15 protein-coding genes, 1 pseudogene and 3 riboswitches are annotated in these 26,611 nt (G+C 43.3%); all 16 genes and pseudogenes read right to left on the minus strand.

The genetic code is table 11. The features are described 5' to 3' along the window. Positions 1–3,932 (minus strand): DNRLRE domain-containing protein (locus JL57_RS16075; RefSeq protein WP_034143032.1); only part of this gene is annotated, 3,932 nt, incomplete at its 3' end. Positions 3,933–4,098: 166 nt separating this feature from the next. Continuing rightward, positions 4,099–9,699 (minus strand): S8 family serine peptidase, encoded by a 5,601-nt coding sequence (locus JL57_RS34635; protein WP_291300167.1) that lies wholly within the window; start codon positions 9,697–9,699, stop codon positions 4,099–4,101. Between the two features lie 344 nt (positions 9,700–10,043). Then, entirely contained in the window at positions 10,044–10,481 is a 438-nt protein-coding gene (locus JL57_RS16085) for a hypothetical protein (protein WP_291300168.1), read from the minus strand. Between the two features lie 93 nt (positions 10,482–10,574). Further along, a complete protein-coding gene (locus JL57_RS16090) occupies positions 10,575–11,276 on the minus strand; it encodes an ECF transporter S component (protein ID WP_291300169.1) in 702 nt (233 codons plus the stop codon). Next, on the minus strand, positions 11,258–12,931 hold the full coding sequence (locus tag JL57_RS16095) for an ABC transporter ATP-binding protein (RefSeq protein ID WP_034143033.1): 1,674 nt from the start codon (positions 12,929–12,931) through the stop codon (positions 11,258–11,260). Before JL57_RS16095 ends, JL57_RS16090 begins: the two co-directional genes overlap by 19 nt. Continuing rightward, complete coding sequence (locus tag JL57_RS16100; RefSeq protein WP_034143062.1) at positions 12,904–13,791, minus strand: energy-coupling factor transporter transmembrane component T; 888 nt, start codon at positions 13,789–13,791, stop codon at positions 12,904–12,906. Before JL57_RS16100 ends, JL57_RS16095 begins: the two co-directional genes overlap by 28 nt. Before the next feature lie 53 nt (positions 13,792–13,844). Next, positions 13,845–14,609: a DUF4430 domain-containing protein gene (locus JL57_RS16105; RefSeq protein WP_034143034.1), complete on the minus strand. Its 765-nt coding sequence runs from the start codon at positions 14,607–14,609 to the stop codon at positions 13,845–13,847. Between the two features lie 189 nt (positions 14,610–14,798). Then, positions 14,799–19,064 carry a X2-like carbohydrate binding domain-containing protein gene (locus JL57_RS34640; protein WP_291300170.1) on the minus strand — a complete coding sequence of 1,422 codons (4,266 nt, stop codon included), beginning with the start codon at positions 19,062–19,064 and terminating at the stop codon, positions 14,799–14,801. Positions 19,065–19,219: 155 nt separating this feature from the next. Further along, a riboswitch (cobalamin riboswitch) is annotated at positions 19,220–19,405 on the minus strand. Between the two features lie 4 nt (positions 19,406–19,409). Beyond that, complete coding sequence (locus JL57_RS16120) at positions 19,410–19,610, minus strand: hypothetical protein (protein ID WP_034143035.1); 201 nt, start codon at positions 19,608–19,610, stop codon at positions 19,410–19,412. 136 nt (positions 19,611–19,746) lie between these two features. Next, a riboswitch (cobalamin riboswitch) is annotated at positions 19,747–19,936 on the minus strand. A 214-nt stretch (positions 19,937–20,150) separates the two neighbouring features. Then, the gene (locus JL57_RS16125) at positions 20,151–20,825 is read right to left on the minus strand and encodes an anaerobic ribonucleoside-triphosphate reductase activating protein (protein ID WP_034143036.1); all 675 of its coding nucleotides are present in this window, start codon (positions 20,823–20,825) and stop codon (positions 20,151–20,153) included. After that, positions 20,822–22,468, minus strand: a pseudogene (locus JL57_RS16130) (ribonucleoside triphosphate reductase); the annotation flags it as partial. The gene JL57_RS16125 and the pseudogene JL57_RS16130, both read right to left, overlap by 4 nt. Positions 22,469–22,564: 96 nt before the next feature. Continuing rightward, positions 22,565–22,752, minus strand: a riboswitch (cobalamin riboswitch). A gap of 116 nt (positions 22,753–22,868) precedes the next feature. Beyond that, the gene (locus JL57_RS16135; protein ID WP_291300171.1) at positions 22,869–23,228 is read right to left on the minus strand and encodes a hypothetical protein; all 360 of its coding nucleotides are present in this window, start codon (positions 23,226–23,228) and stop codon (positions 22,869–22,871) included. A gap of 111 nt (positions 23,229–23,339) precedes the next feature. Further along, on the minus strand, positions 23,340–23,870 hold the full coding sequence (locus tag JL57_RS16140) for a cob(I)yrinic acid a,c-diamide adenosyltransferase (protein ID WP_034143037.1): 531 nt from the start codon (positions 23,868–23,870) through the stop codon (positions 23,340–23,342). Between the two features lie 30 nt (positions 23,871–23,900). Beyond that, positions 23,901–24,968 carry a DMT family transporter gene (locus JL57_RS16145; RefSeq protein ID WP_034143038.1) on the minus strand — a complete coding sequence of 356 codons (1,068 nt, stop codon included), beginning with the start codon at positions 24,966–24,968 and terminating at the stop codon, positions 23,901–23,903. A gap of 34 nt (positions 24,969–25,002) precedes the next feature. Next, on the minus strand, positions 25,003–25,728 hold the full coding sequence (locus tag JL57_RS16150; protein ID WP_034143039.1) for a precorrin-6A/cobalt-precorrin-6A reductase: 726 nt from the start codon (positions 25,726–25,728) through the stop codon (positions 25,003–25,005). Between the two features lie 26 nt (positions 25,729–25,754). Beyond that, on the minus strand, positions 25,755–26,609 hold the full coding sequence (locus tag JL57_RS16155; RefSeq protein ID WP_034143040.1) for an energy-coupling factor ABC transporter ATP-binding protein: 855 nt from the start codon (positions 26,607–26,609) through the stop codon (positions 25,755–25,757). Between the last annotated feature and the right edge of the window lie 2 nt (positions 26,610–26,611).

Below are 26,611 nucleotides of genomic sequence, written 5' to 3' on the forward strand. Positions count from 1 at the left end.
GGATCGGTGACATGCGTCAAATTGCCACTTGTATCATATTGCATACCCACTGATTGACCCAAGGCATTGGTTACGGCAAGGGGATAATTGCCTGAGGGATCATATTGAATCTCTGTGCTGTTTTTTCCTTCCTGTAAACGGAGGCTGTCAAACCAGACATAACCGTTCTGGTTATCATATTTGCATTTGATGGTTATCCCTGAGGCTGCTTTGGTCAGGTGGATATTTCCTACTATTTGTTCCCAGGCATGAACCCCTTTATTAGAGCCAAAATCAAATGTTTCAGTGGTGCTGTCGGCATATTCTACTATGGCCCTAAGTCCGTAAAAACCGCCATTTGGCTCAGCTAAAAATGCCTGGGACCATCCTGATAAGGTGAGATCGCTATTGGCCGACAGGAATAGGTTAACGTGCTGGGATAGATAAATATCCGGATAGGTTCCGTCATTTATTAATCTGACACTGGAATTCCCGGAAAAACCGGTCTGACTTATTTCATGAGGGGCAAATACCGTCCAGTCATCGGGTGCTCCATCGGCGTTGGCATCTCTTTCAAAGCTGCTGTTACTTAAATAATTATAGGCGCTTTGGTTGGCTCCCTCTTCCAGCTGAATTCCATCGAAGCAGGCGGTACCTGATGCAGCGTCCATGGCTAGCGCTGGTTTTATCTTTGCGGTCCCTACCGGAACCTGGTCCGGTGTCAGAACAAGGTTTAGTCTCGTCCAGTCATTGGCCGTTTTAAGCTGAGGGCTTTTCACTTCGCCCAGAAAACTGCCGCTGCTGTTATAACACTTTATTTTGAGATGTGCCGCATTTGTAGAAAGATTGGTTGTCTTTATATATCCGCTTAAAGTATATGTTTTGGCCGGATCATAGGTAAAAGCGCTATTGTTATTGGTATATTCTATCCAGCCGCTGGGATTGGTTATCTCTAATGATTTTTTGCCAAATTTATATGAACTGACGGAAATAACTTTGGTGGCACTGTTTCCAGCTTGCATGGCTAGATCCCAATTTGTAAAACCTTCTTCAAAGCTGGAATTGGTTACAAGATTATCTGTCCCGGATAGCTTGTCTGTTTCCCGTGTAATATTTCCATATTGATCATAAGCGAACGTATTTCCTTGTTTTAAGCCATCTATGGTGTGAGTGATATTACCGTTACCATCGGATACTGACTGTGCCGTACTCTCACCAGATGAAACTGTATGATTTGTCCCTCCATATTCTATCGAGGTGCTTTCATTAAGAGGGTTGGTTACCGAATCGACTCTTCCGAATTCATCATAATGTAATCCATAGGAAACTGTACCGCCCGCTGCAACTGTATTGGGATTTGCTACTGACTCAAGTTCATCTTTATCTGTATTATAATTTATGAGAGTACGATAGTTTAAATTATCCGGGTCCTGGGCAACCTTGACTAAATTACCCATATCATCATATTCATAGGCTATTTTTCGACCATTGGCATCCGTAACTGTTGTCCGTTTATTGGCCGGATCGTAGGCTATCACAGAGGTTGCTGTGGTTGGTGTACCGTTAACGGTGATTGTCCTGGTTACCGCAGTTGCTCTGTCTTGGTCGTCATAACCGTAGCTAATGTAATTGCCCCTGGGATAAGTAATCTTGGTTAAATTATGATCTGCATTATATTCATAGGCAAGAATCTTGTTCTCTTGATCGAGACACGAGACTAAACGGTTATTCCCGTCATATGTGTAGTGCACCGTCTTACCGGCAGGATCCGTTGCCTGTTCTATGTTTCCGTTGGCATTATAGGAAAAGGTAATAGCCCGCCCGGACGGATCGCTAATGCTTTCCAGTTTTCCTGTACCGGTATTGTAGTTATAGGTTGTCAGATTATTGTTTTTATCTGTAATGCTGATTATTTTTCCTGAAGAATTAAAAGTAATTTTCGTACCACTAATTTGAGTGATCGTGTAAGTACCGTTACTTTCTTTTATTATCCTTTCCTGCTTGGCCCCACCCCCTGTAGCAGCTCCCGGAGTAGTTTCGGAAATATAGCTATTATCTATCAAAGTACCTATCCAAGGTAAAAAAACACGTTCTGTCCCGTTGGCATCGTAAAGAAAAATGGCTTCCCCTTCAACATCTTCCACTCTGACCTCAAGATTGGATGTCCAACCTTTTCCAAAAAGCCCTTCACGATTGGAACGACTATTATAGGTCCTGGTTATATTAACCGGTTCTCCCCGGCCTGGAACAAACATATCTACTGCCTGTTCCAGTAAATTTCCGTTGTATACATTCGTTGATTCATCAGTGAAACCCCAATTATTGGCATAACCCAAAGAATCCAGATCGTAAAAAACCGTTAGCCAAGGTCTTTCCGCTATAGAGTATTCTTCACTGGAGTGGAAAATAGCTACCCCCGTATTATTATCGTCACCGGTCAGGGCCAATCCATAATTAGGTTGTGTCCCTTGATACCAGTCTCTAAACAGTGGCGTAATATTCACACTATAAACACCGTTTTGGTATGTATCTAACTGGTAGTTATTGCCCCAAAAATCTTCAAATTCATAAATTCCCCATTGTCCGCCTTGTAGTTGTGCCGCAGCTTCAACCGAACCATAGGCCGGTTTGGTATTCCAGGTAACCTGGTCATCATCCCAGGCAGAATTAATTCTGTGCAGATTAATATTTCCTAAACTTTGATTATAACCCCAACTATAGTAATCCGAGGCTAATGCGTTAAAATTCGCATATAATATTCTTGCTCCGGAAGGCAAGACAGGTAAATTAAATTTAAGGTAGGATTCACAATCATCGTTAACACAAAATGGCGTATGAAAAAGATATTGTAATTCTTCATCAAATGTGACCTTATTACATCCTGCTTCTAACGAATAACTAGTGTAGTATTGGTTAAAATTAACATCCTCCATATATCCTGATCTTACATAAGTATCTTCCGGCAGAGAATTAAAATAGTATAAAATCGGATCAATAACTACAGGATATGCTCTTTTTTCATCCTTGAGCCAGTCTTCGTCCGCTATTACATCTACATAACTTTTACCGTTTTCTTGTCTTAATTCTAATGCCAAATTTTTGGATATATTATTTTTGGAGTCTTTCATGAAGGGAGCTTGAAAACTTGCGATTAATTTATCTGTTCCTTCTTTTTTTATTAAGATAGTATTTGGGTTATCTGCTTTTTCCAAATATAGATTCTCTGTATTTACCTCAAATGAAAAGGTATTGTTATCTGTATATTTATGAATAGTAATATCTTCTTTTAACATGCTCTCTTTTACTGTATAAGAGAAATCTACATCAGAAAAAATTCCCTCATAATTCAGTTTATTATCTGTTTCAGACTTAATATTTTTAATTGCTGAAACTTGTTTTGCCTTCTCCGGTTTTTGAGAAGCTTTCTTTTCCAGATCTTCTTTCTCAACTGTTTGGGATTCAATGGCTTTATCTTTAATTTTAGTTTTATCTTTTTCGAACTCTTTTTTTACATATTTTGTTTCAACCGGACTAATATCAATAGCATTTTTCCCTTTTTGAAAACGGATGAAATCCTTCCCCCCGGAAAGCTCAGAAAAATATAATTTGAATTCGTTTGCTTTATTCTCATACTTAAATCCGTTTTTCTGGGTTTCTACCAATTCATTATCTATTTCCTGCCAGCTTTTGTTTTCATCCAAATAATGGATCGGGCCTTGATAGATTTGGCTGGTAAACGTTCTCCCATCTTCATTAAGATAAGATTTGGAATTCCTGGTTCTTTGGGATGTAATTTCTTGTTTAATTTTCGTTTTCGCCTGACTTGTATCAGTTTTTGCTTCTGCAGTATTACCTGGAAATGGGAGTACCAAATTTATTAGTACCAGGACCATTATTAGGAAAAATGATATTATTCTTTTATATATGTTGCTTTTTTTACTAGAGAATATCATAATAAGCCTCCTGACTTTATAATTAAATAAATTAAATTAAATAACTAAACAATAAATATCGTTATCTTTTGAAAAACCGGGGTCATTAAGTAAATCCCAGATTATTTCTTGGCTAATACTTACTAAGCGATTACTTTACTGCTTGGCAAGTATTATTTAAGATTTATCAAGGAGACGAATACCTTTTCTGAATCAAGTTTCCATTATTGTCATATATGAAATCCAAGATAATTGTATTTTCTAATTGGCCATTGATATCTTTATAATAAATAATACTACTTTTCGTACATAAACTTACAATTAACAGTGTGCTCCAATCACCTGCACCACTGGCGTCCTTTGCCCTATACCTGTAGGTATGAGTTGTATTCGGCAACAAGCCGCTGTGCACATACATAGTATTTGTACCATTATTAATTACCGTACCATCTGCTTCAATATCATAGCCGGAGGCATTATCTACTGCGGGCCAGGTCAGGGTTATTGTTGTAGATGTAGCTGTTGCTGTTAGATTCTGAGCATCCAGGGTTGAACCTAAAACCCAGACTGGGTAACATTTGTACAATGGATCACCCAACCCAAGGGCACCATTGCTGTTAGAGCCCCATATCCAGACAGTGCCATCATTTTTCAAGGCGATTGTGCGGCAACTTCCACCTGCAATAGCCATAACTCCTGTCATTCCAGACACCTGTACAGGGGTAGACTTATCTGTTTTTGTACCGTCTCCCAGTTGACCCACGTTGTTATATCCCCATGTCCAGATAGTACCATTATTCTTTAATGCTATGGTGTGATAATCTCCACCTGCAATTGCCGTAACCCCTGTTAATCCTGACACCTGTACCGGGGTTAGCCTAGTTATAGTTGTTCCGTCCCCCAGCCGGCCATTGCCGTTACAACCCCAGGTCCAAACCGTACCATCATTCTTTAACGCTATTGAGTGGGAATTGCCACCTGCCATAGCTGTAACTCCCGTTAATCCTGATACCTGTACCGGGGTAGACTTGCTTATAGTCGATCCATCTCCTAGCTGGCCGAAATAGTTATATCCCCATGACCAGACCGTGCCATTATTTTTCAACGCTATTGTGTGGTAGTCCCCACCGACAATTGCCGTAACTCCGGTCAAGCCAGTCACCTGTACCGGGGTTAGCCTGTTCGTTGTCGTTCCATCTCCCAGTTGGCCATTACTGTTATATCCCCATGTCCAGACTGTGCCATCATTCTTCAAGGCGATTGTATGATAATTTCTTGCTGCAATTGCCGTTACTCCCGTCAATCCGGGTACCTGCACCGGGGTAGACTTCTTTGTTGTCGTTCCGTCTCCCAGTTGTCCAAAACCGTTATATCCCCATGTCCAGACCGTACCGTCATTTTTCAATGCTATTGTTTGAGAATTTCCACCTGCAATTGTTATCACGCCTGTTAATCCAGTCACCTGTACTAGGGTGGACTTGCTTGTTATCGTTCCGTCTCCCAGTTGTCCATAAGAGTTATCTCCCCATGTCCATACCGTGCCATCATTCTTCAGGGCGATTGTGTGACCATTTCCACCCGCAATTGCCGTTACTCCTGTCAATCCAGGTACCTGTACAGGATTAGATTTGTTTGTAGTCTTTCCGTCCCCCAGCTGGCCATTACCGTTATACCCCCATGTCCATACCGTGCAATCATTCTTCAGGGCTACTGTGTGACCATAGCCTCCTGCAATTGCCGTCACTCCCGTTAAGCCTGGCACCTGTACCGGGGTTACCTTTTGTGTAGTCGTTCCGTCTCCCAGTTGACCATAATAGTTATATCCCCATGTCCAGACAGTGCCATCATTCTTCAAGGCTACTGTGTGACCATAGCCTCCTGCAATTACCGTCACTCCCGTTAAGCCTGGCACCTGTACCGGGGTTACCTTTTGTGTAGTCGTTCCGTCTCCCAGTTGGCCATAATAGTTATCTCCCCATGTCCAGACAGTGCCATCATTTTTCAACGCTATTGTGTGACTATATCTACTTGTAATTGCCGTAATTCCCGTTAAGCCTGGCACCTGCACCGGGGTAGACTTGTTTGTTGTCGTTCCATCTCCCAACTGGCCATTACTGTTATATCCCCATGTCCAGACCGTGTCATCATTCTTCAACGCTATGGTATGACCATATCCACCTGCAATTGACGTCACACCTGTTAATCCTAGCACCTGTACCGGGGTAGTTTTGTTGGTAGTCGTTCCGTCTCCCAGTTGGCCATTATTGTTGTATCCCCATGTCCTGACCGCACCATCATTCTTCAAGGCGATTGTATGATAATTTCCTGCTGCAATTGCCGTTACTCCCGTCAATCCGGGTACCTGCACCGGGGTAGTTCTGTTTGTATACGTTCCGTCTCCCAACTGGCCATATCCGTTAGAACCCCAGGTCCAGACCGTGCCGTCATTCATTAAGGCTATTGTGTGTGAACCTCCACCGGCTATGGCTGTGATTCCCGTTAATCCAGGCACCTGTACTGGGCTAGACTTATCTATAGTCGTTCCATCTCCCAGTTGACCATAACTGTTAGAACCCCAAGTCCATATTGTACTATCATTCTTTAAAGCGATGGTGTGACTAAATCCACTTGCAATTTTAATAAAGCTACCCGTCGTACCCGGCAATGTAGCTGTTTGACTTTTTCCCAAAACCCATGCCGGTGATTCTCTATAGCCTTTAACATTGTTGCCTAGCTGGCTATACCAGTTATATCCCCAGGTCCTTACCGTATCATCATTCTTTAACGCTATTGAATGAGCATATCCGCTTGCAATTGCTGTCACTCCTGTCAAGCCAGACACTTGTACCGGGGTAGTTCTGTTTGTTGTAGTTCCGTCCCCCAGCTGACCATAATAGTTATATCCCCAGGTCCTTACCGTACCATCATTTTTTAGTGCTATAGTATGATAATATCCTCCTGCAATTGCTGTCGCTCCTGTCAAGCCAGACACCTGTACTGGAGTAGATCTGTTCGTTGTCGTTCCGTCTCCCAGCTGACCAAAAGTGTTATCTCCCCATGCCCAGACCGTACCATCATTCTTCAATGCTATGGTATGATAATATCCTCCGGCAATTGCAGTAACTCCCATTAATCCAGGTACCTGTACCGGGGTTGATTTTTTTATAGTCGTTCCGTCCCCCAGCTGGCCATTACTGTTACTTCCCCAGGTCCAGACCGTGCCATCATTCTTCAATGCTATTGTATGATAATATCCTCCGGCAATTGCTATCATTCCTGTCAATCCAATTGCGTTCACCGGGGTAGTCCTATTTGTGGTTGTGCCATCCCCCAACTGACCATAATAGTTATATCCCCACGTCCGGACCGTGCCATCATTCTTCAACGCTATAGTATGATAAGATCCTCCTGCAATTGACGTCACACCTGTTAATCCTAGCACCTGTACAGGGTTAGTTTTGTTGGTAGTTGTTCCGTCTCCCAGCTGGCCATAATAGTTATATCCCCATGTCCAGACCGTGCCATCACTTTTCAACGCTACTGTGTGTAACCTTCCACCTGCAATTGCCGTAATAATAACTCCGTTTAAGCCAGACACCTGTACCGGGGTAGTTCTGTTTGTTGTCGTTCCGTCCCCCAGCTGGCCATAATTGTTATATCCCCATGTCCATACCGTGCCATCATTTTTTAAAGCTATTGAGTGACTATATCCCCCTGCGATTGCTGTCACTCCTGTTAAACCAGGTACTTGTATCGGGAATATACTGTTATTATAGGAGCCATTACCAAGCTGACCATAACTGTTATTCCCCCAAGTCCAAACCGTTCCATCGTTTTTTAAAGCCAGTGTATGATCACTACCGCAAGCAACGCTGGTAAACTGTCCGGTTGCTGCAGCTGCGGCATATAAACTATAATCTTCTTCCGAGATTTCCGTTGTTTCGTTGACATTGGGAACATAATCTCCCTGTATCTCAATAACCTCGTCAGGGTAGATCTCATTTAGGGCATTGGAGCAATTGATTTTTCGCCCTTGAGAGGTTTTTTGGGCAAGTGTAGACAATCTATCGGAAGAATTTATGATCCTCTGTTTTAGATCACTGATATTTGAATCGCCAAATTTACTGATCAGTAGGGCAGCTTCCCCTGAGACAAAGGCAGCCGCCATGGAGGTTCCACTGTTGGCTCCATAGGTATTGCCGGGTGTTGTGCTGATAATATTTTCTCCTGGCGCTGCTACATCGACAGCTGTTTCGCCGTAATTGGAAAAGCTGGATAAGTTGCCTGTATTGTTTATTGAGGCTACTGTTATTATATTGGGACAGTCGAAGGCTGCCGGATATACCGGGGTATTATCGATGTTTGAACCGCTGTTGCCAGCTGCACAAACAAACAGCATATTGGAACCTTCGATGGCTTCTTTAAGTGCCGGGTTGTCATTGCTTGAGCCCCAACTGCAGTTTGCTACCTTGGCACCCATTTCCTCTGCGTAGTTGATGGCATTGATGATATTGCTGGTATAGGCTTTGCCATTTTCGAACACCTTCAATGGCAGTATTTTAGCCGCTGGTGCAACTCCGGCGATTCCTTGCGAGTTATCTTTAACTGCCGCTATGATTCCGGCTACCTGTGTTCCATGCACCTCGTCACTGCTCAGACTCTCTTGATGAACCAGATTATTGTCTGCAGAGAAGTTCCAGCCGCTAACATCGTCTATATAGCCATTTCCGTCGTCATCGATTCCATTGCCGGGTATTTCCGTACTGTTGGCCCAGATGTTCCCTGCCAGATCTTCATGGGTAATATCTATGCCGGTGTCTAAGACTGCTACCAAGACCCCAGCACCTTCGGATAGATGCCAGGCTGGGACTACCCCGGCATCTACCTGATAGCCGGTTTGAGTTTGACCTTTGTCTTCGAAGAGAATATCTGCCATATCTTTAGGTAGTGAATTTTTAAACATTTCCAGGTAGGTTGGGTTTGTTATTATGTAATCATTTAGGAGATTGTACAGGGTTTCTTCATTGATTGGTTCCTGCTGGAGATTACTATGGGTTATATTATCCAGTATGCTTCTGTATTGTGGATCCTCAATTGGTAGATTTTGTAGTACATGTACTAACATTTCTAGTTTTATTGGATCACCAATCAGACTGATTAATAAATCCTTGTTAAATTCCGTATCATTTTTATTGGATGGGTCATCTTGTAAGAGTTGCTTTCCGGTTGCTACCAGCGAACTATTACTTAATCCCCACTGGCTTTCAAAGCAGGGATCGTTGGAGGATATTTCCAATTCATAGTCCGGTTGGATATATTCGATATTACTATCGGCCTCTTTTTGTTTGAGCAAGGCGCTGAAATCTTCTTTTTTTAGTTTTTCCGAAGTTATATAAACGTCTAATTTATTGTTCTTCGTAAGTTTTCTTTCTTTGAGATTTCCTTTTACTTTATTGACTAATTCTTCTTTTTGGTTTTCGCTTTTGTATTTAACGATGAAACGATCTGTTTTTTGATCTTCCAATGAATTATTTGGATCAGTTTTGCTAGAACTAGGATTATCTAGTATTTCATTAACACTTTTGGAATCAGATTCTTTCTGTTGATCCGGATCGGCTATTTGTTTATTAAGCGTTTGAATCAAGGGCATAGAGTTAGAACTGTTATGTTCTGTTGTTGCTGCTTCTGCCTTAGGAAGAAAAGGCGAATAGCAGAGTATGGATGAAATGAGCATACTTGAGATTACAGACCCGGCGATAATCTTTCTCAAAAACTTCTTAATAATCAAAATATTTACCCCCTTCATAAAATAAGATAAATTCAACTGCAAAATCCTGCATAATTTCCACAAAAAGGCATAGTTAGTGCATACCTTTTTAATATTATCATAATAATAATGGATGTTTTAGTTAAAATTGCCTAGTAGGCTTAAGTCCTGTTTGTCCGATAAAAAATTTGCGTCGACCCATTTGTCGGATAATGACGGACTCGAAGACCGGCATTGGTTACCTGGGCATGGCATTATTGATTGGGTTATGGTAGCCCAACACTTTCCAACTGGTTATCGAGGGTGTTTGACGCTAGAAGCTTATCCGACGACTGAGGAACGCGAGGAGTCTCCTGAGATCTTTCTTAAAAGAGCCCTTCAAGAAGTAAAAAATCTGCGCGATCTATTAGATATAAAAGGCTTACCCAGATAGCGAGGATGCACATATTGCCATTGTCTTCATACATCTCACCCCCGAGTGTTCTAATCATACGTGTGCCATTTATCGTCTTAGCCTCAGGTACACCGAAAAAGGAATTGGTTAACTGAGTAAGTACAGTAATTACTCGATTTTTTCTCACAATGAGCACGACCTGATGACCCTCTTGTGTAGGATCTGGGGCTAAATAGTACTTAGTGCATCTTTTCATTTTGTTCAATATACAAGCTACCTCATTAGCTTCCTCAAACGAAACCTCGTGTGCAGTTTGTAACCACTCCTCCATAAAGCGGTTAACTATGAGTGGGTCTAACCCGAGTCTGCAGATAACACCTTCTAGACTATGAACAGTGGCTGTAATCATGACATTTCACTCCCATCCACTATGTTATTTACACATATGTACTCTTTAAAAATGCACTTTCGAGTGAGCTCTCACAGCTCCCTTAGCATATGCTCATTCCATCAAGCCAAATTTAACTTTTATCCTCTCTAGCTTTTTTAGCCAAGGTTTCGCCAACACAAGAAGGAAGATTAGGGTTGATACTGCATGTGTAAAATCAAACCAGAAACTTGATATGAACGCTGCTACTATAGCCTGCCAGGTAATAGGGTTGATAAATCCGATAATATACCAGAGATTCATGACCCAGCCAAAGGCAAACCCGGATAAGAGTCCATAGGCGGATAAGCTGAATTTCCGTTTGAGGAAACCTGCATTCCCCAATATCCCTGCGCCAAAACCGATCATCCCCCAACAAAACATTTGCATCGGGGTCCATGGACCTTGTCCGAAAAATAAATTTGAGGCTACTGCCGCTGTAGCACCTGTTAAGAACCCTGCCTCAGGTCCGAACGCCAGAGCTGTTATGATGATAATAGCGGAGGTTGGCTTGAAATTGGGAATCGGGGCAAATACAACCCGCCCTAAGGCCGCCAAAGCAGCCATTACAGCAATAACCACCAATTCTCTGGCCTCTGGCCGACGCTTTTCAAACCTTAGGAAGAACGGAACCATCGCAACGATTATAAATATCAGACTTAATAAACCGTAGTTCTTATCCCCACTTAACGAAGATAGCACCATCAATAACGGTAATAAAATGATCAACATGATTCTGATTATTTTTGTATACCTGCTTAGACGCTTATCTTGCACAGTTCAATCACATCCTCACAAGTCACGGCATCGGGGAAGATGCCTCTTGCCATCCGATTGGCAGCTGTCGTATAAAAATTGTTTCCTGCAAAAAACTCATTAGGTTTTCCTTCTGATACAATATCCCCGTCAAACATCATGGCACATTGATCTGCATACTCCGCAGCAAATTCGATATCATGAGTCACTATAACCATCGCAACCTCTTTACTGCATAACCTTTTTAGGATTATCCCTAATTCCTCCTTAGACTCGGCATCCAGCCCCTTGGTCGGCTCGTCTAATAACACTATTATGGGTTCCAATAGTAACAACTTAGCGAGGGCCACCTTTTGCTGCTCTCCACAACTTAAATCATACGGATGTCGTTCAAAGAATTGAGTGATTCTCAATTCTTTGGCAATCCTGTCAATTTCAGTTCTTATACTATCATTATCCAGTCTAAGTATAGTTGCCGCCTCTTTCAGATCCCCTAGGACGGTATCACAAACAAATAACGCTCTCGGATTTTGAGGTAAGAGAGCTATATTGTTGCGATAAAGCTCTTTCGCTTGGAAAGTTTCTATTCTTTTACCGCTAATTTCAACCTTTCCTCGATACTGTTTTAGTAATCCTGAAATCACGCCGAGCATGGTCGTTTTACCGGTTCCGTTGCCCCCTAACACACAGAGTATTTCCCCCGAGTAGGCCTTAAGCGAAAATCCCCGCAAAATGTCATTTCCGTCCTTCGCATACTTAAACCATATTTCTTCGGCTTTGATGACAGGCTTTTGCTTTTGAGCTTGATCATTCACTGGATCATTGAAGACCCTCCCGACTGGGGTCATAAATTCATCGAGCCATTTTCTCCCGTCCCTCACGCTTAAAGGACAATCATTGCCCAACCTTATCTCGCTATAAATTCGAATTGCAGAAGGCAATCCTTTAAAGATCGTCTGTTGAGCCTTCCTATCCGCTAAGAGTTTGGCGGTTTGCTCCGGTGTATCAAAACAAACTATTTTCCCTTTTTCCATGACCACAATTCTATCCGCCATTAGGAATACTTCTTCTAGTCGATGTTCTGTCAAAATGACGGTTACCGCTAAGTCTCGATTGATTTTGGCGATCGTTGCTAGGAAGTCTTGAGCCGCAATCGGATCTAGCTGGGCCGTCGGTTCATCTAAGATTAGTAGCTTGGGTTGCATGGCCATCACCGAGGCTAGGTTTAAGAGCTGTTTTTGGCCGCCGGACAATTCATCCACCGATTTTCTAAACCAGCCATCGATACCAAAGAAGCTCGCCATTTCGGCCACCTTACGACGAATTTCGGACGTGCTTAGCCCTAAATTTTCAAGACCAAAGGCCAATTCATGCCAAACGGTATCTGTCACTAACTGAGTTTCAGGATCTTGCATCACAAATCCAATTTCAGAGGCTGCGATTTTTCGATCTAATTTTTCAATTTCTAGACCTCTATAGAGTACCGTACCCCTCTTACGACCATGCGGCGTAATCTCACGTTTTATATGCCGTAAAAGGGTGCTCTTGCCACAGCCTGACACCCCACAGACTAAAATAAGCTCGCCTTCCTTAATCTCTAAGTTCACACTTTGGAGTGCTCTTGCCTCGGTCTTAGGATAGGAAAAGCTCAAATTTTTGATTTGTAAAAACGCCATTTGTAGCTCTCCTTTACTTCGATAATAATCGGTAAAAACGCTAACACAGCAAATACTAGGTATAGGACGATAGCCGGGGTTGATAAATCCATAGGCCTGATTGACGGATAAAATTGCATCGTCCCGTATCCTGCGAAATATCCCGCAAAGCATATGCCCCCTAGTACGCTAATCACGCCTAATACTAAACCATCCCGCTTATCAAAGTTAAAAAGTGAAAATGTCGTTCGATTTTTCAGCCCATATCCTCTAGCCTTCATGGAATCCGCCGTTTCAATCGCATCCTCCATAGACCAGCTCAGCAGTATGGATATGACTCTCATTCCTTTTTTTACTCTCTCGATTAGATTTCCTGTACTATGATCTATCCCTATCGTGTGTTGAGCATTCGATATTGTCTTCAGTTGATATTTTAGTTTAGAAGTCATTCGAATCGTCATTGTAATCAGCAAGGCCACCGCCGGAATCATCTTGGCAAACAAATACAAAAACTTATCCGAGGTAATGACTTTATTGTAACAAGAGAACCAGGCCATAATGGCGATCAGAGACGCCGCCGAACATATTCCAAAAAAGATGGCCTCTAACGTAATGGGATTGTCCATGAAGTAAAACAACATTGTTCTTCCTCTATGATTGAATAAGGGGTTAATGATGGCGATTAATAAGAACATGGGGAGATAGAATAAGAGACTTAGCTTCACGCCCCTTCGCCCATTCAAAATTAAGGAGAAAATAAGGGCTGAAGTTAAGGTTAAGCCCAAAAAAATCGGATGCATAAAAAGCATCGTAAATGCTAAGATAATTGCAAAAAATACAAAGTTCACTGATGGATGAAACGCTGAGAATGCTCTGTTCAAGGCTGTCTCCCCCTTATTTCCGTAACCACTTTCGTCCTTCTTCACTCCCCCGGTCACTTATTCCCTATATCTCTACCCATATCACAGGTATAGTTCCATTCAATGACGTCACCATTTTTGAGCTTAGCTTCATTACACCCATAGCTTGCATTCACTTCGTTGACACTATACATCCACCCGCTTAAAGGTCCGCCGTCAAACTCATAAAGATTATTAATCCCTTTTATATAGGGTGTTCCCTTGGAACCTTCATACTGCATCTGAATTTTATTTTCGCGAACAACCAACTTCAAGGCATCAAACACAGTTTCTCCCTCTTTAAACTCAACTGTTGTGGCAGGCAAAATGATCCCATTAGCCGGAACGACATCTTTGAATTTTTCCTGCTTGTCGAGACCTTTAGCTACTGCAGTAGCACAGTTAATGGCGATAGTTACTGCTTTCTTATCTGAGTTTTCAGGTTTGACAGGAATCGGAACTTGAATTGCCGGTGTTTGCGAGGAAGGATTAGCTTCAATAAGCGTCGTGGATGCCGCGGCGACTTTGGTGGTATTTCCTTGACTTAGGTCGTTCTCGGTTGTTTTGGACACATCTGAGTTAAGGGGTTCAACTTGGGATTTACCGCTATCTGTTGAATAATTTTTGTTGTCTGATCCAAGAGCGGTATCGTTTAATTTGGTTTCTTCAATATTGCTTGATACCTTCGTCACGCTGTCATTAGACGACCCTGATGCAGCGTTCTTATCTGCACCGCAGCCCGTCAAAAGAAGGGCCACTATTAACAGAACCACGGAAAGAAACGATGCTATCTTTTTCAAATTCTATTCCTTCCTTCAAACACTTTTTGTCTATGAGGGTCCGTATGGATCAGAGATTATCTAATCGTTAACAGCCCCTCCCTCTACTGAACAAAATTATCTCTCAGACAAAGCCCCTCGCAATAGAGTGAGCATGAGCATGGTTCAGTCTCCTGCATTAACAGAAGAGGTCTGAACAGTCAGGCTCTACTAGGGGCGAAAATCATATAAGGAATTCTTTCCATCCTTAAATCTTACATAAGATGCTAAGGCAAGCAATGCTTGCTGGGACGCAGTGTTATCCGATTTCCCCATTAAAAGATGTTTAAAACCACCGTCCGTAGAGCTAAATCGAAGCAAGGCACTCAAGAGGGTCTTGTTATTTTTAATAAACAACGAGTTGGTATCAATATCAATCCCTAAAGACGACAATGCAATAATTGTTTGACTAACGCTTTCACTGCTGTCGATGCCCCCGGATTTGAATCCTCCCTCTGAGTCCTGCTGCGCGGCTAAACAAGCTATCGCCTTCTTCACAACCGCCTGCACTTCCGGATGGCTGTCTGTGTAGTAAGGGGCTAAGGCCTGAAGAGCCATCGCCGTAATATCTGGATCACTATCCCCGGCTCCGTCCAGGGAAAATCCGCCATCCGTTAGCTGCTTGTTTAAAATGATTTTTAGCAATTTTTCCGGCGTCCATAGAGCCGTCGACGGTAAATCGTAATCACTGCTGTTCAGGGCAATCAGGGCAAAAATCGGTCCATTGATGCCCTGTGCTTCAACATCAGAATAGTTAGCTATCTCAGCAATCAAGTCCTTACCACCGAAATTGCGAGGATCTCCTTTGGCAGCTCCTACAGCCAAGCTTATTCTGGCCAAGTTAGTCACTTTCCGTGTGACGGAGTTCCAATCTTGGGCAAGGTACTTCTCGTTTTCTGCCAGATAATAAGACAAGCCGTCGTAGCGTTCCAGACGCCCCAGTCCGACAGTGGGCCAATTATAGACCGTGGGATCAAGGATTTCACCCGAAGCCTTTTGAGTGAAGGCGGCTTGGATATAGGCCTTTTCCCAGCCTGCCAAACTTTTGATTGTTTCATTCACCTGCTGGCGTGTTGAAACGCCTACCTGGGACTGGACTGGGTTCGTAACGATCGTTCGCAGCTGGTTTTCTTGATCCGTGCTGATAATCCCTTCTCCTCCAACAATGACCAGGTCGGAGATTGTGTCTTTGTGGACGGTTAGGAAACTTGAAGCGGCTTCCGGTATGGTAGTATCCACCATAATAACCGGGGAAAAAGAATGCGCAGCCAAATTCCCAGCGGTTAAGGCATCAGCAAAATTTAGACCTGTCACTACATACACCCGGTTCGTATTAAGACTTAACCCCTGAGCGATGGCGGTTGCTGTCGAATAATGGTCGCTTCCAGCGTAGCGTACCACTCCCGGTAAACTCTGAGTGATTTCTTCCGGTATGACGTAACTGCCGCCCACCACAATTGTGGAGGTGACTTTTTGCGCAGTCAGAGCCTGAACTGTGGCTGCTGGGAGAACCGTTCTTTCTGTGAAAAGAATAGGAATTCCCTTGTAGGCAGCATAACTGGATACAGCGAGAGCATCGGCATAGCTATTTTCACCACCGTTGGCAATGATCGCCTTCCCTGTCGTACCCAAGGCAGTGGCAATAACAGCAGCCGTGCTATAACTGTCCGGCCCACCGTAGCGCAGCACATTGTCCGCTCCGTAGACTTTTTCCAGCTCAGCTTGAATAGCCTGGGAAATGACGGCTGTACCTCCTATTAAGGTAATTTTTTTCGGTGCTAGCTTCTGTATTTCTTCCAGTGTCGACGGGGTAAGCGTTTCTTTCTCCGTTAACAGGATGGGAGCGTTGAGCTTAAAGGCTAGGGGAACCGCAGCTAGGGCATCGAAAAATGCGTAGGCGTTAACCAATACCACATTGTCTGCTCCGGCTTTCCAGCCCTGTGTTGCTACCGTGTTGGCTGTATGGAACCGGTCAAGACCGGCTAAACGCTTAGGAACACTAGAGCCATCTGCCATTACTGCAAACGTGGAGAAGTGATACGTCGGCACGGACAGGGTCTTGGTGACCGGGTTATAAACGCCACCCAATTTAACCCAATCAGTTTTGACCGTATCCCACCAATAGATGGCCAGTTGTTGGCTCGTGATCCCGCTGGGAAGATCTCCTAACGCGATAGGGAAACTAATGTTAACGGGAGCATTAAACTGAATAGGCTCTTCCTGAACCGTTCCTGAAGGGTTTTTAATGCCAAACTGGCGCTGGTACTTAAGAGGATCGATTACTATGGCACCTGTATCGGCCTTAGGTGGAGTCATCACGTTGCCGATTTCAACTGTGAAGTTAACCGGCGCACTCTGATTACTTAGTGCTCCCGTAGGTATGATTAGTTGAACTCCGTCCACGGTCTTCAGTGCCACCTGTTCAGTAGCCGTCGGACTGACAGAGGGAGTGGTGTCTAGCAGTCTAGCATCGGACTTCTGCTGTGCCGTGGCATTATTCAATCCTGCTAATACTTCTTGGTTACTTAGGCCGGTTGAGCCGGTTGAAGCAGCCGGGGTGGCAGGGCTAGTAACGGTTGTAGTTCCTGTACTGCTGTCACCTACGTCTTTGCCCAGATTGGTTGTATAGCGCCATGCCACTACATCACCATTTTTTAAAGAAATTGAAGCAGCACCTACACTTGGATAAACACCATTTATTGAATACATCCAACCGCTTGTAGCACCATCATCCCCTGCATTTAGCCCATTGATCCCGCTGACATAAAAGGAAGAACCTGATCCGGTAACCGTCACCTGACCCTGACCTAGCTCCCTTATCAGAACGGAATAAGCCGTATCCCCACTTACTAATGACATAGTAGCTGATGAGAGAATAGTTTGTCCGTTCTTTCCGACAACCTCTAAAGTAATATTACTTTGGGCAGGCTGCTGCGTAGAAGACGAAGTAGTATCAGAAATCGTGATCTGCAAAGCCTGAGAATTGCCGGCACTGAAAATGAAATTCAGTGTTGTTGTTCCTGTCGCCTGGTTGGCAAGGTAGTTTTTACCAATGGTTACAGTACTGCCGTCGTTCGCAACCGTATAGTCGCTCCCTGCCGTCAGCGTAGTCTCGCCATTGGTTATACTGTTTAAAGTATTTCCGTTAAGAGTCATTGTTATTGGCACATCGGCTTGATTCGCAGTCTTTTTGTCAAAAACAGCCGTCACTGGCGTGATTGTACTGTCACTTGTTTCTTGAGGACTGCTTTCTTGCAGCCTCTGCCAGACCGATTCATGGGCATTTATATCCCCCAACGCAATCAAGGACTGATACGTTGCCATATCATCGGTTACTCCTGGACTATAGGGAGAGTAAAATGACCCGTCGTCTAACTGAAACCTGAGCAGATCATCCAGCATAGTTTTCCCATTCTTTTTCCAGCCATCCGCTACGGGATCTTCACCGATAGCTACTAAACCCGAAATTACAGTAGCAACACTGTTAGGATTATCGATTCCCCAGGAAGCAAATCCTCCTGTATTCTCTTGTATCCCCTTAAGATAAGCCTTGGCTTTAACAATAGAATCTGTAACACCAGTCAGCGTTTGATGATTGGCCAGAGCCAGCAGGGCCATCCCCGTTTGGTCAGGATCACTGGTGTTGTAATCAGTCGAGTAGAAAAAAGCGCCATCCGAATTTTGATACGTCAATAAATTTAAGACCGCTTTTTCTTGGTCATATTCTGTTTTAGCAGCATCCAGAGCTACCATAGCCCAGATTTGGTCGCCTGAAGTTAGACCATAGGAACCGGGGAAAGCACCTGTACTACTATTCTGCGTCGCCTTTAGTTCAGACAAGAGGTTACGTCCGTTGAGAGTATTGCTCGGATCTCCCCCCTTGGCCAGTGTTCCCAAAATATTTCCATAAAGACTGGTTTGACTGGTGTCCCAACTGGTTTTTTGTGTATTCCCGGCGCCCCAGAGTCCTGCCATATCCCACCAGGTAGTGGCATTACTATAATTTTTGCTTTGATAATAGTTAAGCACTTTTGTTAAAGCCGGTGTAGAGTCAGAAACAGTTATCTGCAAAGCCTGAGGATTGCCTGCACTGAAAATAAAATTCAGAGTGGTTGTTCCTATCGCCTGTTGGGCCAAATATCCTTTACCAATGGTAATACTACTGCCGGTTGTTACTGTATAGTCGTTCCCTACCGTCAGCGGAGTTCCACCATTGGTTATACTGATTAAATTATTACCATTAAGAGTCGTCGTTATTTGCACATCGGCTTGATGAGCAGAATTCTTGTCAAAAACAGCTGTCACAGGCATTATAGTACTGTTCTGATCTAATGCCGCATAAACCGGTTTAGCCAAAGGCATTTGCATAACCAACATGGAAATCGTCATTACAACTATCAGTAGCCATGAATATAATTTTTGAAATTCTCTTTTCATTTCTATTCTTCCCCTCTATATACCTATCTAACATATCCCCTTGGTCACTTTGAACATCAAAAAGCCTCTTAACCGATTGGTCAAGAGGCTAAAAATACTGATAATCATAGATTGATGCCAGCACTTTAACAACTTCCCCTATCGCTCGTAGAGTCGTTGGTGTCTAAAATACAGGCAGGTCTTCTGACTCTGGATCATCAATGTTTCGCACCTTCCCAGACTAAACCAGTGGCCTTTACGAAACATCTCCCCATCACAGCGGCGGGACCGTGCAGGAATTACACCTGCTTCCTTTTTAACCGAAGCACTCATACTCCGATACCTGAATTCCAATGTTATTCGATTTTACTCAATCGTCAATAAGTTCACCCATTGGCTTTGCCGTCGGGATAATTCTTCGAGTTCATCTTCAATATCAATAAACTTCACTAGCCACTGAATCCTCTGCTCCTTTTCCGAATTATACCTCCCCAAGATTTCCCCTCGCGCATCAAGCAACGCTTGCCTGTGCTCTTCCATCTCCTTATTCTTCTCTCGGTCTCTCACCCGTCAGGCCTCCTTCAAGAGAAACAAAAAAAGCCTCTACAGAATACCTGTAAAGGGATATAGTGACTCCGGTTAGCCGGATAATATACGCTGACTTCCCGACATAAACGACACCTCCCCTATCTTCCGTAGGTTCCTGTGTTGATCTGAAATGAGCAGGTTTCCTGGCTTTAGTTCATCATTACCCCACGTCTTCCCAGATAAAATCCAGTGACACTTTGTGAGGCAACTCCCTATGACAGTGGCGAGACCGCGTCAGATTTTAACTGACTTCCCTTTTAAATTCTTTTCCTTAGAAAAAAATCACTCATTACCTAATATTGAATTGTTTTCATTATAACCTTAATTCTAAATTCTTGTAAACCCTTTCAGTACATAAATTTACAATTATTAGCACTGATTGTCAAACTAACTGATGTATTCACTGGGTATTTCTATCCCCTATCTGACATAGTCATATCAAGGATGGGGGTGGGTGAGTGATAATATTGACTCAATTCCTCCTTCGAAAAATAAAAGAACCTCATTTCTTAATCGACTTCAAAACCCTCGAAAAGAGAGAGGCAAATTCTTTTCAGTCCAATGAGTTAATCTCTTCAAATCCTGCTTGTTCCTTGATACTTTTTTCAGATCCGTGCTTCTGCAGCTCTGCACCACATAGTTTGCAGCTATTTCAAAATCTAAAATAATGCTCGGTATATCATCTGCTTCAAGTTCAGGGCAAAGTGTTGTTCTGAACTCATGCTCAAGTCCACTATTTTTAATGATTTCCATACTTTCCCGAATTGACGATAACTCCAACTGGCTTGTCCCTGTAATATGCTCATATTTGCTGAGCGGAGCCTTTAAGTCCATGGCGATAAAATCCAGCAGCTTATCATCAATCAACGCTCTCAAACTATCTGGATTTGTTCCGTTTGTGTCAAGCTTTACGAGCAAACTCATTGCTTTCAATTCTTCGATAAAAACGTGAAGATTCTTTTGCAACGTCGGTTCTCCTCCGCTTACAACCACTGCATCGATCATTCCTTTTCTTTTAGAAAGCCATTCGAAAATTTCTTCAGGCAGAATAGCGTTTGAAGTGTCGTTAGTGTCTAGTAGGCTGACGTTGTGACAATAACCACATCTTAAATTGCAGCCCTGGGTAAAAACCACAGACGCTATCTTCCCTGGATAATCCACAAATGACGTCTTCACAAATCCTGCAATATTCACGCTACCACCTCTGGCATCATGAATTTTTTTCTCTGAGTGTACTCTTCTTTCTTGCCAAGATTATAGTTCTTGACCGGTCTAAGGTATCCTGTCACTCTGGACCACACTTCGGTTTCAGCACCACACTCAGGGCAACTGAAATGTTCCCCGCTGATGTATCCGTGAGAGTCGCAGATACTGAAGGTTGGAGTAATCGAGATATAGGGGATTTTGTGTTTGCTAAATATTTTTTGAATGAGCCGCTTGCAAACCTCAATATCTTCAACCGCTTCGCCGAGATAGAGGTGCTGGACCGTCCCTCCTGTGTAAAGAGACTGCAATTCGTCCTGTAGCTCTAAAACCTCAAAAATATCATCCGTATAACCTACCGGAAGTTGGGTTGAGTTTGAATAATAAGGAACCTCATCGCCAGCAGTAATAATTGAGTCATACCTTTTAGTATCCAACATGGCCAGACGGTAGGAGGTTCCTTCTGCAGGTGTCGCCTCTAAATTGTAGACGTTTCCTGTCTCCTGTTGAAATTTAACCAGCAGCTCCCTCAAATAGTTCATGACACGCACCGAAAACTCGCGACCTTCTTCCGTTTCAATCCCTTTTCCCATGAAATTGAGTAAGGCCTCATTCATGCCGACAATACCAATCGTACTGAAATGATTGTGCCAATAGTGCCCAGTCCGCTCCTTAGAATGTCTCAAATAATAACATGAATAGGGATACAGTCCCTTTTCGGACTGCTGCTCAATAATTTTACGCTTAATTTCCAAGGCCGTGCGCCCGATTTCAGCCATTTGTTTCAGACGTTCCATAAATTCCTGTTTTGTCTGGGACAGATAGGCTAATCTGGGTAGGTTAATGGTGAATACACCAATCGATCCTGTGAGAGGATTGCTTCCAAACAACCCCCCACCTCTTTTTCTAAGTTCGCCGGTATCCAGCCTTAACCTACAACACATAGATACTGCATCTTCGGGAGACAGATCAGAGTTTACATAATTCGCGAAATAAGGAATTCCATACTTACAAGTAATTCTCATAAAGGCATCCGCTACAGGACTCTCCCAATCAAAGTCTTTAGTAATATTTAGGGTTGGAATTGGGAAGGTAAACACTCTTCCCTTAGAATCTCCTTCCAGCATCACTTCGCAGAAAGCCAAGTTGAACATATCCAGCTCTTCCTGAAAATCTCCATGTTTAGCCTCAGTATAGGTTCCGCCAATAATGACCTGCTCATCTCTCAACGTGGAAGGCACCTTGATGTCAAATGTAAGGTTAGAAAAGGGACACTGAAATCCAACCCGGGTTGGAACATTGATGTTGAAAACAAATTCTTGCAAACACTGTTTGACTTGAGTAAATGTCAATTGGTCCTTCCTAATAAACGGCGCACAAAAAGTGTCAAAGCTTGACCAAGCCTGTGCTCCGGCAGTTTCCCCTTGGGTTGTAAAGGTAGAATTTACGATTTGCCCAAGAAACGATCGTAAATGTTTGGCTGGACCGCTTTCCACCTTGCCAGGTACTCCTCCGAATCCGTCCAAAAGGAGCTGTCTCAAATCCCAGCCTGCACAATAGGGTCCAAAAAAGCCCAGGTCATGGATGTGGCAGTCGCCGCTTTCATGCGCCTCTTGTACTTCCCGAGGGTAGAGTCAATTTAAAAAGCCCCTCGACGCTGAGCGCCAAGAGGCTGTGTATATCCCTGAATACAACACTTACTTATAGAACCCCCCTATCGCTCGTAGAGTTATAGTTCATTAAACAAAGGCAGGTCTTCTGACTTTGGTTCATTAATGCTTCACGCCTTCCCGGTATCTACCAGTGGCCTATAGTATGAAACATCTCCCCATTACAGTGGCGGGACCGTGCAGGACTTTTACCTGCTTCCCTTTTAAGCTGTACTCTTAGTACTTGCACCTTTATTTTCCAATATTCAATTGCTATCATGTTATCGTATATTAACCTAATATGTCAACCATGAAGATATTATTTTATACCCAAGTTTGACGCAATATTTTTCCATCTCTAGGCGTAACTATATTGTAACAGGACCTATGCACTTAATGCTAGGCCTTGGAAAATTGGATAACCTTTACCCCAAAATATACGGATTTCATCCGGGTAAAATTCATCAAAAAGCCTTGCAAATCTATGCACAGTTATGTCAAACTGGATATGGACCTGTTGAATCCCTTTCCGGGCTTTCAGCTGGATCTCGCAACGAGTGTGGTAAAGGCTGCTGACCATTTCGCCGTGGGTGAAGCCTTCTCCATCACTCGTTTTTCCTTTATTTTCATACCACTGAGCATAATTAAGTAAGGTTTCTGTCGTGAAAATCAGCTCTAAATTGGCGTGCTGGTGAATCTCAGCTGTAGAATGATAATCGCCTAAGTCGGCTAGAACCTTATCCATGTTTCCTGATTCCACTCCTTCTACAACGCATTCACGATTTCTGGGCTAAGAAAAATCGCTTGCTCTTCTATTAAATTGTTAAATTAAACATATTACAAAAGCAATACATGGTTAATACTCTATTCCCACTCGCGCCAATATGCCCTTTTCCATGGGATGTTTACGGGCAGTTATTTCCGAGACATAATCCGCTAACTCGATCAGCTTTAATGGGGCATCCCTCCCTGTCAGAACGAGTTCCAATTTTAGTGGCTTGATCTTAACAAGCTCGATTACTTCCTCCAGAGGCAGGAACCCGTAATTCACAGCGGCCATAATCTCGTCCATGATGATCAAATCCCATTCCCCGCTCATGACGGCCTCAAAAGTATAGTTCAGACCAATCCGCATTTCCCCTTTTAGTCCTCCCATTTCTTCTTCTGTCATTCCCCAAGTGAATTTATCGTTTTCTTTATATTGAAAGAGTTGAAAGCACGGACCTAAGCTGGCGATGACCTTCATTTCTCCCGTAATCCATCCTTTTAAAAATTGAACCATGAGGACCTTAAGTCCCTGTCCATACGCCCTGATCCCCAATCCGACTGCTGCCGTCGTCTTCCCTTTCCCTGCACCAGTATAAATATGGATGAGCCCTAGTTGCATGCTTATTTCTCCCTCATTGAATATTTTCTATTAGTGAATATGCCGGTGATGAATATCCGGGGTATGCGGATGTCTATGCTCTGTTGTTTTGTGCAGATGAATGTGCGAATGATATCCACTCTTTGGTAACTTGTCACCCTGACGAAAATGTGCATGATGCAGATCATTATGGCAATGTCGGTGTTCGTGCTCATACTCTGTATGTCTGTGTAAATGAATATGTCCCTCTTTTAACAGCAATACAGCGCCAAAAATCATAACAGGCAAAGATACAATAAACTGAATCCCCTGGGCTTCTCTGAATAAGAAAACGGATAAGATAGCGCCCAGGAAAGGCGCAATACCAAACAAAGCACTCGTTCGTGCTGAGCCTAGTTCTCTCATCGCCCGAATAAAAAGGACAATACTAAACCCATAACTTAAACAACCTAAGATCATAGCTCCAACTACATAGATCAAATGCGGAAAGGGTTGACCTATAATCAAGGCCAATACTAAGGAAAACGCTCCCGAGCTTAGCCCTTTGATCGTTACGATTGAAAGCGGATCTTTGGCCGAGACATTGCGCGTAAAATTGTTGTCTACCCCCCATAAAACGCAAGCTGCAAGTACCCCTAGCGAGCTAAGAGAAAAACCCCATTGACCGGAAGTATTCCAGGAAAGCAATATGCTGGCAATGGTTATTAAGAGAACTGCACTCCAGATACGCTTGCCAATATTCTCTTTAAATACAACTCCCGCTATGATGGTTGTAGCTACTCCTTCAAAATTTAATAAAAGCGAGGCGGTAGAAGCAGATGCATTCTTGAGCGAAAACATCAGAACTATCGGGGCCGCAATTCCGCCGGCCAGTATTGCACCAATAATCCAAGGCATATCACTTCTCACGATCCTAGCTTCATTACTATAACGCTGATCGGCTTTTTGCAGATATCGCCAGAGAAACAGTCCGATTCCACTTCCTAAGTACAAAAGCGCTGCCATAGGAACAGGAGCAATTTCCCCTAAAAGAAGCTTAGATATAGGAGCACTTACCCCAAAAAGGATGGCGGCCGCTATGGCCTGTACTATTGGAAAAGCAATTGTTCTATCGTTCATTTACCAGCACCTCCGGCAACAGCTGTTAACTGTTTTACTTTGGAATATTTGCATCTACCCAATCCAGCAGTTCATTGACACTATTCACAGTCAATCCGGTATTAGCCTTGGTTCGTTTGACAAGGACAGTCTCTAACCCTAATTCTAAGGCTGCCGAGATTTTCGTATCTGTCCCACCGGCGGACCCACTGTCTCGGGTCAAAAGAATATCTGCTCCATAGAATTTAAAAAATACTCTGTTCACCTCTTTGGAAAATTGCCCTTGCATAGCAACGATATCCCTGGGCGGAATGCCCATATCCTGGCATTTTTGGACCAAACGTCCTTCCGGTAGAACCCTGACAACTAAACGAGCCAATCGGGCAAAGGGGCTTCGCACAATGCTTTCCAGTTGGTGACTTCCTGTCGTGACGAAAACCGTTACAGGCTGCCCTTTCTCTTGATGCAAAGCACCTACGCGTTGTTCCAATTGGAGCAACCCTTCCTCCCAACTAAAGACTGGATAAATTAACGGGCTGGCAGGAATTATTGTCTCAGGTCTTTCTAACCTAAGATAAGGAATGCCCCGCTGTTCACACCATTGGCGCAAAGGGGCAAACTTCACACTGCTGGAAGGAGGGCTGGCATCAATGACTAATGAAGGCGATTGGAAACATATCTTTTCGCTCCATGATTGTATTCTCATTAGCTCAAGCCGTTTGAGCTTGAGACATTCACTAATCTCACGCGCCGCTGCTGTTTCTCCTAAAAGTAAAATCATTGCTAACCTCCATAGAGCTATACGTTCTAAGCGCTTTGCTGACCGCTCTTAGCTGGAATATTCTGAAATAAATCTTCTTTTGTTTTTGGTAAAGGGGTAGATGGAGGCAGCCATCCTTTTTTCACCAACTCACCATGCATTTCTATCAGCCATGGAATCGTCAAATCAGCTCGTTCCACAATCTCCGGGCGCATAAATAGTTCGCCTGGTACTCCATGCGCAATGACCTCTCCACGGCACATTATTGCTAACCTATCTGACCAGCTATAGGCTAAATCGACATCATGGGTCGATAGAATAATCGTTTTACCCTCAATGCTCAATTTTTCCAGAAGCTGCATGAACTCCTGGGAGTGACGAGGATCCATACCGGCGGTTGGCTCATCAAATATAATGACTTCCGGCTCCATTGCCAATACTCCCGCGATAGAAACCCGTTTTTTCTGTCCGTAACTTAATAAGTGAGTCGGTTTATCTTCCAGTTCTGTAGTCTCAGTATCTATCAAGGCTTGTTTAACTCTCTCTGTCACTACTTCTTCTGAAAGTCCGAGATTGAGAGGGCCAAAGGAGATATCCTGCCAAACGCTGGCGGAAAATAACTGACTATCTGGATCTTGAAAGACAATTCCCACTTTCTTGCGTAATTCGATCAGCGCCTTGTTTTTATAGGAAATATCTTGTCCCTGGTATTTTATTGAACCTGAACTAGGACGATAGATTCCATTAAAATGCATAAACAAAGTGGATTTTCCAGCTCCGTTTGATCCCAGAATAGCTAACCTTTCTCCCTTTCGAACTTGTAAATTCACTTTACGCAAAGCATTTGTACCATCCGGATAAGAATACTCTAAATCAACGGCTTCAAGTATGAACTCTGACAAAC

It is taken from the genome of Desulfosporosinus sp. BICA1-9, assembly GCF_000802135.1.

Excerpts from the sequence above, each read along its gene's own strand:
- JL57_RS34640 (WP_291300170.1), bottom strand. The coding sequence starts at position 19,064 with ATGAAAAGAGAATTTCAAAAATTATATTCATGGCTACTGATAGTTGTA.
- JL57_RS16135 (WP_291300171.1), bottom strand. The coding sequence starts at position 23,228 with ATGGATAAGGTTCTAGCCGACTTAGGCGATTATCATTCTACAGCTGAG.
- JL57_RS16145 (WP_034143038.1), bottom strand. The coding sequence starts at position 24,968 with ATGAACGATAGAACAATTGCTTTTCCAATAGTACAGGCCATAGCGGCC.
- JL57_RS16150 (WP_034143039.1), bottom strand. The coding sequence starts at position 25,728 with ATGATTTTACTTTTAGGAGAAACAGCAGCGGCGCGTGAGATTAGTGAA.
- JL57_RS16095 (WP_034143033.1), bottom strand. The coding sequence starts at position 12,931 with ATGGCGTTTTTACAAATCAAAAATTTGAGCTTTTCCTATCCTAAGACC.
- JL57_RS16140 (WP_034143037.1), bottom strand. The coding sequence starts at position 23,870 with ATGCAACTAGGGCTCATCCATATTTATACTGGTGCAGGGAAAGGGAAG.
- JL57_RS16085 (WP_291300168.1), bottom strand. The coding sequence starts at position 10,481 with ATGATTACAGCCACTGTTCATAGTCTAGAAGGTGTTATCTGCAGACTC.